Origin of the sequence: Algibacter amylolyticus, assembly GCF_014202225.1 — a bacterium.
GTDB lineage: Bacteria > Bacteroidota > Bacteroidia > Flavobacteriales > Flavobacteriaceae > Algibacter_B > Algibacter_B amylolyticus.
Window position 1 is genome coordinate 79,488 of the sequence record NZ_JACHGE010000007.1, and the last position, 12,906, is coordinate 92,393.

Sequence of the window (12,906 nt, forward strand, 5' to 3'; positions counted from 1 at the left end):
ATTATTTTTTTATAGTAAAAAAGAATGTTGAACCTTCAGTAATTTTAGATTCAACCCAAATTTTACCGTTATAAAGTTCTACAATTTTTTTTACAATTGATAATCCAATACCCGACGAACCAGGTGTATTTTCTAATTTTTCGAAGGTTTTAAATATTTTATCAAAATATGTTTCCTCAATACCTTTTCCGTTATCTTTTATATAAAACTGCCAGTGTGTATTACGATCCTCTACACCTATTTCAATAATGCCTTTAGCTTTATCGTTATACTTTATAGCGTTACCAATTAGGTTTTGAAGCAGTTGCTGTAACCTGTATTTATCGCCTTGTACAGTTGGTAAGTTGCTTTTTTTAATAGTAATCTGCTCGGGTACTTCAACACTATTTAAAATATCTTCAATTATAATATTTAAATCGACGTCGTAACTTTCTAATTGATTTTTACCAATGGTTGAATATTCTAAAATACCACTAATTAAAGTATCCATTTTCTCAACATTAGATCGTATTAAGTTTAATGTTTTTTTACCGCTGTCATCAAATGTTTCCTGATAATCTTGAGATAACCAAGCTGTTAAGGTATCTATACTACGCAATGGCGACTTTAAATCGTGAGAAACCATATGCGCATAATCATTAAGTTCTTGGTTTTGATGTGAAAGTTCGTTTAGCATAGACTGCCTTTGCTTGTTCATCTTAATGATCTCTTTAGTTTTATTATCAATAAAATCGACCAAATTGGAACCTGTTAACTCTACAACTTCCGCCTGCTCCTCTTCTTTTAAATTATAAAACTTTAGCGTATCGATTACACTTTTTAATTTTTCAATAACTTCTTTTTGCTCATCTGCTTCCTTTTGTAATTTTCGGTTTGCAGCAAATAATTCGTCAGAGCTAATGGCCATGGCGCGCTGAATCATTTTGGACTGTTCGTCAAAGTTATTGTACGATAAGTTTACAGCATTAAGAAACGTTGTTAATTCTTCATTGTTTTTTAATTCTTCACTTAAATATTTACGAATTTGTCTTTTTAAGAGTGAATTCATTATTCGCTTATTAGCGTTATAGTCATGGTTTGGTTATGTAATTGGCACGCTACTTCACCATGAAAAGGTGCAATTTCTCCGTAGGAATAAAAACCACTAATAACAGCGTCAGTACCTATTACTTCAATTACCTCTTCTATTTCTTCTTCAACGCGTTGGTCTAACACTAATTTTCTGCCAATACAACTTACTAATAACGCTAATTCTGGTTTATTTTTTCTGTATTCCAATGCCTGTGTTGCTGCACGTTCTGATGCATTTGCAATATTATCTACATTAGTCATCATGAGCTGAACCTTAGAGTTCTCTTTAATATCACCTGCTAATATTACCGCATTTTGTTCTTCATCTATGTTTAAAATAGACCTTACAATAGATTGGTTTTCGTCTGTAGAAGTTACATTTAATGGGTACAACAATGCTGCTCCAGGTAAATCTTTAGCCTTTTCGCCTAAGTAACTCTTATATAAATCTAATGCCGGTTGACCATCTAACTCATACAAAGTATTTCCTTTAGATTTTGTTACTACACGTTCTGGTCCAAAAGGCGTCCATCCGCCATGAATAGAAAACGAGATCTCTAAGGTATCGCCATAAAAACCAATAGCGACTAACTCTCCTTCTTTAGGGTTTTCGTTGTAAGATGCTAATGTTTTTTCAAAGCGATCATCATCACCACACAATCCACCTGTTATTAAAACATTGTCTTTGGTAGAGGCACTTAACCCTTTGGTTAACTGACTTCCGTTAATAAAACTACCTTCTGAAACTACTAAAACATATTTTAAGTCGTCTTGCGGAAGCTGGTTTATTAAGTCGTTTCCTGTTTTATAACTATCTAAATCTGCATTTAAAACATTACTTGTTTTAATAATAAATTTACTTTTTTCAAACTCGATAGCCGTTATAGTAATACTTTCTTGATTTACTGTATTAGATGAGATTTCTGCACAAGACGATGCAAATACAATATGTCCGTCTGGAAAAAGCTCCTTTATATCATTATAAACATTAGAATCTTCTAGCATATGTCTATTACCAAAAACTAAAACTAAAGGTGCTTTTAGTTCTTGTTTAGGTTTAACATATTCCCAATCTTTATTTTTATGTTTTAATAATTGTACTATTTTCATTACTTATTTTTTTAATGTGAAATAAAAAGTGGTTCCTAAATTTGGTTCACTATCTAACCATATTTTACCTTCGTGTAAGCCTATGATTTTTTTAACGATAGATAGCCCTATTCCCGAGGACTCTTTACTTTTCTTTAAGGAATGGAATATTTTAAATATTTTATCGTGATACTTTTTTTCAATACCTATACCATTATCCTTAATTGAAAATTTATAATGACTTTTTAAATCTTCGACATCTATATCAATAGTTCCAAAATCTTTATCAATAAACTTTATGGAGTTACTAATTAGATTTTGAAACACCTGTTGTAGCTTGGTTTTATCGCCTTTTACCACAGGTAATGTATTTAAAAAACTTATTTTTATACGGTCTGGTTTATACATGATTTTAACCAACTCTGTAATAACCACATCTAAATCTACATCTACTTTTTCGTTTTCGTTTGTACCAACGCTAGAATAATTTAAAACATCTGTTATTAGCTGTTCCATTTTTTCTAAAGTAACATCAACAAGGTTTAAATTCTGCATAGTCACAGGGTCTAGCTTACCTTCATTATCTTGTTTAACCCAAGTTACTAAAGCATTTATACTACGTAATGGTGATTTTAAATCGTGAGATACAATGTGAGCATACTCTTGCAAATCGTCATTACTTTTTGCTAATTTTTCGAGTAAATTTTCCTTTTGAAGTTGTAAATTTTTTAACTCGGTAATATCAAAATTAATACCTATTGATCCTGTAATATTACCATCCAAATCATAATTTGGAGCTCCACTTACAAGCCAATACCTTACTTCTCCGTCCTTCTTTTTAATCCTTAATTCGTAAGACTCTGTTTTACCTCGTCTTCTTTCATTTATTTTTTCTTCTAACAAATCTCTATCATCATCAATAGGCAGAAGATTAACACCATGCTTTCCAACAAGTTCTTCTTCGGTATAACCCGTCATATTTAACAAACTTTGGTTTACCATAATGATACGATCATCCAGATCTACCTCTACTAAACCTAAGTTCATGTTAGAAATTATATTATAGTATTTAAGTTTTTCTGTTTCTAAACCTTTTCGATATTTTCTTTGCAATGTAATATCTCGAACTATACCTTGGGCAGCAACAGGTATGCCATCGTCATAAATAATACTAGCGTTAATATGTACTAGTTTTTCTATATTTTTATTGGTAATTACTGTTACACTAAAATCGGTAATAGAGCCGGTATTTAGTAGCATTTTAAAGGATTGTGCTACACGCTCCATTTCATTGGGCTTTACCATTTCAAGAAGGTTAAAATCTTCTTTGGAGTCGCTAAGTCCTAATAAACTTACTGCGGCATCGTTAACTTTAAGAATATTACCTTGTAAATCTATAATAACGTAAGCATCTACAATATTTTCGAAAACACCTTGTAATTGAGAGTCTGTTTTATTGAGTAAGGTTTCTAACTCGGCATATGATTTTTCTAGAGCTTGTTTAGCCTCATATAATTCGGCAGCCTTATTTTCTAGAATTTTTTCTGCCTGTTTTCTAGCTAATTTTTCGCGAGCAAGTGCCCGCTGGAGCATGTCAATTTTGTCTTGACTCATTAATCTTTATTAATTAAAAACTTAACCTCTGTTCCGTCTTCTTTTAATTTTTCTAAAACAATGGTAGCAGTTGAATTAAAATGTTCGAATGTTTTGTTCATTAATCCTAAACCAAAATGATGCATTGCCCTACTAGATCTATAAATTACTATTAACGAATTTTCCGTTTTTTCCACAACTTCAAAAGTTGGTAATTCGGCATCAGGATAAATTTTTCTTACTTCTACATGTATATGATTTTCAATGGACGAAATCATTTCAATTGGATCTTTGTACGTTTCTAAAAGCCCTGGATAGCTATCCTTTAATACACTAAAGAAATGCTCTGAATAAACGAGTAATAGATCATCAATAGAAATTCCTGTATTTGCGCTTAAGTGTTCCAGTAATTGTAACATTTCTGAAAAACTATACGTACCAACTGCGGTATAAACTCCACCTGAATCTAAATTAGAAGCATTGATGATGTTATCAACCATTTCTAATCCAAATTTATCTTCAACTAACTCTAAAAACTCAGTAAAAACAATTCCTTTCATTAAATTTGCTTTAATTCGTTAATACTCCAATATGCTAATAATCTTTCCATTTTAGAAACGTAATCTTCATATTTTAAAGGCTTTAACACATATCCTGCAACACCTATTTTATAACACTCTAGCAAATCTTTTTGATTACTTGAAGTTGTCAAAATAATAGTAGGTATATATTTTAAAACATCATCATTTTTAAGAATACCCAAAAATTCAATTCCATTAATTTTAGGCATATTCAAATCTAACAAAATAATGTCAGGTAATTCATCTTTTTTCTTTAAAATTTTTAAGGCATCTTCACCATTATTAGCTTCAATAACTTTGTGATTAAGTTGAAGTTGTGAAATTGTTCGATTAAACTTCATGATTTCAATCATGTCGTCCTCAATTAGTAGAATATTTAATGTCTTGTCCATTTTGATGCTATATATTTACCGTAAAAGTATTATAAATATGCAGTAAACAGATTAGAGTTCGCTTATTCCAATTTAAGTGTCGATGAATACCGATTAAGTGTCGACGAATGGATTTTACACCATTTTACTTAACTAATACTACTTTCTTAAAATTGCTTTTTGGGGCTTCGCAAAGTGAACACTCGTAGGTATTTGGTAAGCTATCAAAAGGTGTTTTGGCAGGTATATTTTGGGTAAGGTCGCCATACGTTTCATCGTAAATAGTCATACAATCCGAACATTGATGCACTTCTTCCTCTATGGTTTCTTGAATGGTTAAATTTTGATCTTCTTCCTCACGCTCTGATCCTAATTGCTCGAAATACAACTGACTTAACTCCATTAGCAAACCCGGTAACTCCACCTTATCCACATCTTGTACATGTGTAATATATTCTCGGGTGTTAGTATCGAAATTTTTAGCGTACAGTAAATTATAGGTATCTCTAATTTTAAAATCTTTGATAGTTTGAGGTTGTCTGTTTTTTTCTATAACTATAGATGTAAAATTATAAGTATCACTATCAAAATTCGTAATACCAAAGGTTAAGCCATAAGTACTAATATCATTTTGATCGAAATTATTAACCAAATACTTTTTTAAATTTAAAGCACTTTCGTCGTTAACTGGTAAATGCCAATTCATTTCTAACATAGAATGGCGCACATTAATACCAAACTTACCCAATAATTTTTCCCATTTTAATTTAGACTGCAACGGGATCCCTTTTACAATAAAAGATTTCCATGGTGTTATGGATATTTTACCAATTTTATTTTCGGAACATAAATCGCACATAGCCTTTAAAAACTTAAGGTCGTAACGATTATTTCGCCAATACAAGCCTAACCAATACCTATCGGACCCAATTCTATTCATGCCTTCGTAATACGGGAATGGGTAAAATGGTACTTCTAGTGGTTTATCGACCGTTCTGTTATTCGTATCAACAGCATCACTTACTAAATCGAACACAGTTTCAATGGTTTCAGGTTCTTCTATAAGAATGTTTTCTATAGTAAATTCAATTTTATCCATATCCCAACTGTAAATAAGCGCTGGGTACATTTTGGTTTCTTTCCAACCCGGTAACCTTACAAATAAATACCAATAATCTTCATGATCTGAAGCTATAAAATTCACATTACCTGTAAACAGTGGTACAAGTTTTTGTTTTGGGTCTATAACATTAATACGCAGTTTTGGATGATACTTAAATTGCTCTAAAACATATAAATACCTATCACTAGTCAACCATGAAGTACTTGGTAAAATTTCTGCCGAAACGTATGATGACGCTATATTTTCTATGCCATCGCGTTTAGGTTTTACAAATTGAATTTTATTGAATTGATCGAACTTACTTTCGTCTATTTCCTCTGGAAAAATAATATCTTGCCTAGACCCAAAGGATATAGCATCTAAACCTAAACCTTCTGCTGCCTCACAAATGTATTTTAACTCGCCTGGAGATAAAACTCCTCCGTTTATCATTAATCTATATGGTTCTGTCATTATGCTAAAACTTTAGAATTTTGAAGTATCTCTCTAACTTGGGTTTTACAACTACCGCAGCCTAATCCTGCTCCCGTTTTATTACACAGCTCTGTAAAATCTGTACAGCCAGAAGCTATGGCTTCCTGAATATTACCTGCACCAACCTGACTGCAAGAACACACTAACTCCCCTATTACAGGTATATCGTTTGATGCGCCTCTAAGCAAAGTATCGCGTTTATCGCCCATTTCAATTTTACTTTCAATCATGGTTTTAAATTCTGCAAATTCATTTTTATCGCCCATTAAAACCGCGCCAATCAATAAATCGTCTTTTACGATACACTTTTTATAATAACGCTTTTTTATATCCGTAAAAATAATTTCTTCGTAACTGTTATCGTTATCTGGCACATTAATATCGCCAATACTACACAGATTTAGGTCGTTAAATTTTAAGATGTTCATTAACACCGATCCGTGATATGAACAACTAATATCGCCAGCAATAAAGTTAGCCAATGTATTGGCTTGTTCTTCTGCGGCAGATGTAATACCAAATAACTGATTATTATATTCTGCTATTTCACCTATGGCAAAAATATCGGGATCTGATGACTGTAAATGCTGATTTACAATAACCCCTCTTCGACATGCAATACCATTAGTTCTTGCTATTTCTACATTTGGAATGGTTCCTATGGCATACACAATGGCATTTGCGGTTAAAAACTTTCCACTTTTTAAAGTGATGTTTAATTCTCCTGTATCCTCATCATCAAACACCGTACTAACTTCATTATCAAAATAAATTTGAATACCTCGTTCTTGCACATCCAACGCGAGTAATTTACTAGACACCTTATCTAATTGACGCTCCATTAAACGCGAACCACGTTGTATTATAGTAATTTTAGCGTTTTTATGTTTCATGGCAGCGGCGAGCTCTAAGCCTAATAAACCACCACCAACAATAACTACATGTTGTTCTTCTGGCGGTAAACCTGTAGCCTCTAAATGAGCTTTAAAGCTATCGGCATCCATTTTGTTTCGCATGGTAAAACGACCAGGTAAATCTATCTGAACATCTTTAGGTACAAAAGCGCGACTACCTGTAGCTAATATTAATTTATTAAAATCATGCTCTACGTGATTACTATCGGTAACCCGTTTTGCTTTTTTATCTATTTGCGTTATGAATGTTTCGGGGTGAAGTTGAATGTTAAGCTTTTTAAGCTCTTTTTGTTTGATTTTTAGTAATTGTTCCCATGATAATTCTTCGGTAACATACTCCGGTAACAAGACTCTATTGTAGAATAAATTTGGCTCCTTTGAAAACACATGAATTTCATCTACCTCGTTGTATTCTCTATAGTTTTGCACAAACCTAAAGGCAGCAGCACCAGCACCAACTACAATAATTTTTTCAGCCGCTTTTTTATATTTAGCAACCGAAACACGGGTGAATTTAAAATCTGGCTCTTTGGAAACAGGATCGACATGTGTATTGGTTAAATTATTTGCCCTATTTAAATTACTTTGTAATTGTTTACCCCAATGCATTGGTAAAAACACGACGCCTTTTTTAATAGTATCGGTTACTTTTGCACGCACTCTAACAACTCCATTTTCGCTTTTAATTTCGGTAATATCGCCGTTTTTAATTTTATTTAAAAAAGCATCTACCGGATTTATTTCTAAAACAGGCGTTGGGTAATGTGTTTTTAAACGTGATACCTTACCTGTTTTTGTCATGGTGTGCCATTGGTCTCGAACACGCCCTGTGGTTAATATTAACGGGAAATCCCTGTTTGGTAATACCGATGTATTTTCGGTTACACTTGGTAAATTAAACTGTGCTTTTTTACTTGGTGTATAGAATATTTTATCTTCAAAAAGTCTTGGAGTGCCTTGATGCCTATGTTCTGGAACTGGCCACTGAAATGTACCTTCGCTCTTTAAACGATCGTAATTTAAAAAAGACACATCAATATTTGTGCCTTTGGTCATAGACGCATATTCATCGTAAATTTCGCTAGCATTATTAAAATTGAACCCTCTAAAGCCCATGCGTTGTGCAAAATCACAAAATATTTCGACGTCTGGTCGCGCTTCACCCGGTGCTTCTATTTCTTTTGGTAAATAGGAAATACGACGCTCTGAATTGGTCATAGTTCCTTCCTTTTCCAACCAACCAGCTGCTGGTAAAACTAAATCGGCAAAACCTACGGTATCCGATTTATGAGATATTTCTTGAACCACAACAAACTTGGCGTTTTTCATGGCTTTTTCTACTCTATTTAAGTTTGGTAAGCTAACTAAAGGGTTTGTACAGGCAATCCAAACGGCTTTTAATTTTCCGCTTTCCAAGGCATCGAACATTTCGGTAGCCGTTAATCCAGGTTTAGGGTTAATTTTATCGACTCCCCAAAACTCGGCAACCTCACGACGGTGTTCTGGATTTAGTAAATCTTTATGAACCGCTAATAAATTAGCCATACCTCCTACCTCGCGTCCGCCCATAGCATTAGGCTGTCCCGTTAAAGAAAAAGGTCCTGCTCCAGGTTTTCCAATTTGCCCGGTAATTAACGACAAGTTAAGTAGTGACACATTTTTATCTGTACCCACAACACTTTGGTTAAGTCCCATGGCCCACATACTTATAAAACCTTTGGATAGCCCTATAATATCTGCTGCTTTTCTAATATCTTTTTCTTCAACACCACATAATTTTGATGCTTGTTTTAAAGATGTTTTAAAAATTAATTCCTTGTAAGATTCAAATCCTTGTGTATGATTTTTTATAAAATCTTCATCAATTAAACCACGCTTATACAAACATCTTCCTATGGCGTTGTATAAAATAATATCCGTTCCGGGGAGTAATTGCAAATGTAAATCGGCAAAACTAGCCGTATCCGTTTTTCGTGGGTCTATTACAATAATTTTAACCTTTGGATTATCCTCTTTACGCTTTTCTATCCTTCTAAATAAAATAGGATGACACCAAGCAGGATTTGCTCCGGTAATTAAAAATGTATCTGCTAATTCTATATCTTCATAAGAAATTGGAACACTATCTTCTCCAAATGTTTTTTTGTAACCAACCACTGCCGAACTCATACATAAACGTGAGTTTGTATCGATATTATTGGTACCTATAAATCCCTTTGTAAGTTTATTTGCTATATAATATTCTTCTGTTAAACTCTGACCCGACACGTAAAAGCCTACGCTATCTGGACCATGCTTTTTTATAATCGATTTAAAAACGTTGGCAGCCCTATCTAATGCATCATCCCAACTTACACGCTCTCTTGGGTGCGAACGACTCCATCGCATTTCGGGATATAAAATTCTATCGGAAGTATCATTAGCAACATAATGCAAATTCATCCCTTTAGAACATAACATGCCTTTGTTTACGGGGTGATCTTTATCGCCTTCAACAAACACCTTGTTATTGCTGTCTTTTTTTACAATAATCCCGCAACCAACACCACAATAAGAACACGTTGTTTTTACTTCGCTTTTAATCATAGAGACTTACATTTTACACTAATTAATGCATTTTACTTGCAGTAAACAAATGCACAACTCATTATTCTTAATACCTTAAAAAAGGTAGTTATAATTTAAACTATATCAAATATTATAGTATTAAAATAATTTTTTAACGAACAGGAATTAGATCCTTTTCGCTAACCGCAGTATCTATTTCGGCGACCTTTTCGTCTTCTGTTGAAAAACGTATAGCTAAAGCAGAAATCGCTGTTACGACAACCACTATTCCAATAATAAAATAACCACTAGAAACTGCCGCCGATGAAGCTGCAGATTGTGCCGCTTGTATAGCTGCCTCACCCATACCTTGATTTGCTGCAATAGCTGCTTTTTCGGCCACTGCCGATTGCGATTTTAACAACATAGCCGCTAAAAATGCGCCCACATTTCCTCCAGCTCCTACTATACCAGAAACAGAACCAATAGCCTTTTTATTAATAAACGGTACTACCGAAAACGTTGCGCCTTCGGCCATTTGAACCGACAAACTAAACAGTATTAAAAAACAAATACCTATCGCTATACTAGTTGTTCCAGAAAAAGTAATTAGCATAAAACCTTGAATGGCTAGAATAGCTGCTAAAAAAATAACACGACCTCGTAAGCCTTTTAATTTACCAAATCGATCTCCAAAGAAACCTCCAAGTGTTCTTGCAAAAATATTCATTAATGCGAAAGACAGTACAAGGTTTCCGGCAGTAACTCTTTCTAACTGAAAAGTGTTTTGCAGATAATCATCCATAGTACCATAAACAGTAAGCTCTATACCAAATGAGGCTGCATAAACAAAAAACAAAATCCATGTTCTGTAATCTTTCAATACGGTTGCAAAACCTACTTGATCTTTTTTCTTTTCTATTTTAATTCCAGACTCTTTTAAATCTTTGAAATTACCTTGAGGTGTATCTTGTGTAAAAAAGTAATATACAATGCCCATTAGGAAACAAACCGCACCTGCAATAACCATAGAATATCTCCATGCCTCGCCTTCTGCAATACCAAAACTAACTACACCAGCAGCAATAATTGGCATACCTAATCGGTTGGCGCCACCACCAAGATTTCCCCAACCTGCCGACGTTGCATTTGCAGTACCAACTATATTTGGAGCAAACATTAATGAGGTATGTACTTGAGTAATTACAAATGATGCTCCAATAAAACCAATAAATAAACGGCAAATTAAAAACTGCGTAGGTGTTTGGACTAATCCGCATAATATAACGGGAATAGCTCCTAACATAAGTAACCATGTATAACATAACCTAGGACCATATTTATCGCATAATTTACCAATAAGTAAACGGGCAAATACAGTTCCTGAAACCGCAAGAATTATAGAGTTCCATTTCTGATCTGGCCTTAAACCAAGTTCTTTAACCACATCTGGCATAAAAGGCACAATACCAAACCATGCAAAAAAGCATAAGAAAAATGATATAGCCGTTATCCAAAACGTACGTATAGAGACATTTTTTAAGTTGAATAAATTTAATGTGGTTGATTTACTTTGTGTTGTAGCATCCATAATTAAGTAATTTATACGTACAAAACTAAGTATATTTACTTAATTTACTTAAATCATGAGTAAGTAATTAAAAAGAAATACGATATTAGTAATTATAGAATGTCAATTTTGATGAATCCCTAAAATGAAGAAATTAATTTATAAAATATTAAGAATATGAAAATCTAGATTATCCAAAAAGCGTAATTAAAGCGAAGATGTAAAATATAATAATTAATGCCCAGAGGCTAATATGAGCATTCCAAGAAGCAATATTACTATTTTTAAAACTGATAGAATCCTTCTCATTTAGCTTCTAAATTAACAACAAACTCGCCAAAGCAAAACTGATTAAACTTGAATATAAAGGATAATCTTCAATAAAATGAATGATATAACTTTTAATTGAATCCATGCATAACAATTACGTAGTAGCAAATAAAGTTTAAAGCACTGAGCTCTTGTATTATTTTTTATTTTCGTCTACAAAGGCATCTTTAAACTCGATTTCATCGTCAATTCCCCCCTTAAAAGCTTTAATCCAAGCGTTACTAAAAATATTAATAACAGTAGGCCAAACGCTGCCTTCTACGTTGTTTAAATCGCCCTCTAGTGGAATTTTAGTAGCAATAGTATTTGTGCTTTGATTTTTAAGAATAAATTTAAAAAAGCCTACTAAACCTTCCCATAGTACTTCTAAAAATTCATCATTTTTACCTATAAGTTTACTATTTTCTAGTAGCGGTTTCATATACCCCTTTAAATGACCGTCTGCAATAGCTATCTCGCTAAACAACTCGAAATTTCCAGATTCAAAGTCTATACCTGCATAATGACTTGTAAAATCATTAAGGGCTTTTACATTTGCTTTTTCTAAGGCAAACGATACGTCCATATCTGGTATTTGCTTTACTAAATTTATTTGGCCATCTAAAGTCATTTTGCCACCGCCAATGGAAACTCCTGTCGCATGAATTGGAGATGGTAAGGTTCTGTTTTTTTCTACAACATTTCGTAAGTTGGTTGCTGTAAGCTCTACATCATCAAAATCTAAATCGATATTTGGGTCTGTTCCTAGCTCAACATAAGCAATTTTACCTTTATGAATAGTAAATTTATTAATATCAATAGGTACAATTTCGGTTAAAGCTTTAGTCCAATCATCGACACTCACATCTGCATCTGTAGCATTTTGATCTTCAATTACATAAATCACTTCGGGATTATGCATGACAATTTCACTAACTATTTTGCCCTTAAATAACGAGCGCCATTCAATAGAAATATCACTTTTAGGGAAATTTAAAAACTGAACTTCTGTTTTAGCTTTTAACTTATTTAAATACATACCATCAATAACGTATGCTCCTCGATACAATGCAATATCTACATCCTTCACTTCACCGTAATATCCTGGTATATCCGCCAAGGTGTTGTTAATTTGATTTTTAACAAACGTAGGCAGATAAAACCTAAGCACAACCAAAAGCCCTAACACTATAAGAGGAATAGTTAAACGCTTCTTTTTATAAGTTTTCCGATTTTTTGGGGTTTCCATTCGCAACTAATTTTT

9 protein-coding genes are annotated in these 12,906 nt (G+C 33.2%); all 9 read right to left on the reverse strand.

The genetic code is table 11. The features are described from left to right. Position 1: 1 nt before the first annotated feature. Positions 2 to 1,048, reverse strand: coding sequence for a sensor histidine kinase (locus HNQ90_RS13025; RefSeq protein WP_144117521.1), 1,047 nt, complete (start codon positions 1,046 to 1,048; stop codon positions 2 to 4). After that, a complete protein-coding gene (locus HNQ90_RS13030; protein ID WP_144117523.1) occupies positions 1,048 to 2,181 on the reverse strand; it encodes an FIST signal transduction protein in 1,134 nt (377 codons plus the stop codon). Before HNQ90_RS13030 ends, HNQ90_RS13025 begins: the two co-directional genes overlap by 1 nt. Positions 2,182 to 2,184: 3 nt before the next feature. Then, a complete protein-coding gene (locus HNQ90_RS13035) occupies positions 2,185 to 3,774 on the reverse strand; it encodes a PAS domain-containing sensor histidine kinase (protein WP_144117524.1) in 1,590 nt (529 codons plus the stop codon). Then, positions 3,774 to 4,313, reverse strand: a complete 540-nt coding sequence (locus HNQ90_RS13040) for a heme NO-binding domain-containing protein (RefSeq protein WP_144117526.1) — start codon at positions 4,311 to 4,313, stop codon at positions 3,774 to 3,776. The genes HNQ90_RS13035 and HNQ90_RS13040 overlap by 1 nt, the downstream gene beginning before the upstream one ends. Next, complete coding sequence (locus tag HNQ90_RS13045) at positions 4,313 to 4,726, reverse strand: response regulator (RefSeq protein ID WP_144117528.1); 414 nt, start codon at positions 4,724 to 4,726, stop codon at positions 4,313 to 4,315. Before HNQ90_RS13045 ends, HNQ90_RS13040 begins: the two co-directional genes overlap by 1 nt. A 124-nt stretch (positions 4,727 to 4,850) precedes the next feature. Continuing rightward, a complete protein-coding gene (locus HNQ90_RS13050; RefSeq protein WP_144117530.1) occupies positions 4,851 to 6,281 on the reverse strand; it encodes a rubredoxin in 1,431 nt (476 codons plus the stop codon). Then, positions 6,281 to 9,802: a nitrate reductase gene (locus tag HNQ90_RS13055; RefSeq protein ID WP_144117532.1), complete on the reverse strand. Its 3,522-nt coding sequence runs from the start codon at positions 9,800 to 9,802 to the stop codon at positions 6,281 to 6,283. Before HNQ90_RS13055 ends, HNQ90_RS13050 begins: the two co-directional genes overlap by 1 nt. 133 nt (positions 9,803 to 9,935) lie before the next feature. Then, positions 9,936 to 11,354, reverse strand: a complete 1,419-nt coding sequence (locus HNQ90_RS13060; protein WP_144117534.1) for an MFS transporter — start codon at positions 11,352 to 11,354, stop codon at positions 9,936 to 9,938. A gap of 445 nt (positions 11,355 to 11,799) precedes the next feature. Further along, positions 11,800 to 12,891: a DUF748 domain-containing protein gene (locus tag HNQ90_RS13065; protein ID WP_144117536.1), complete on the reverse strand. Its 1,092-nt coding sequence runs from the start codon at positions 12,889 to 12,891 to the stop codon at positions 11,800 to 11,802. Positions 12,892 to 12,906 lie beyond the last annotated feature (15 nt).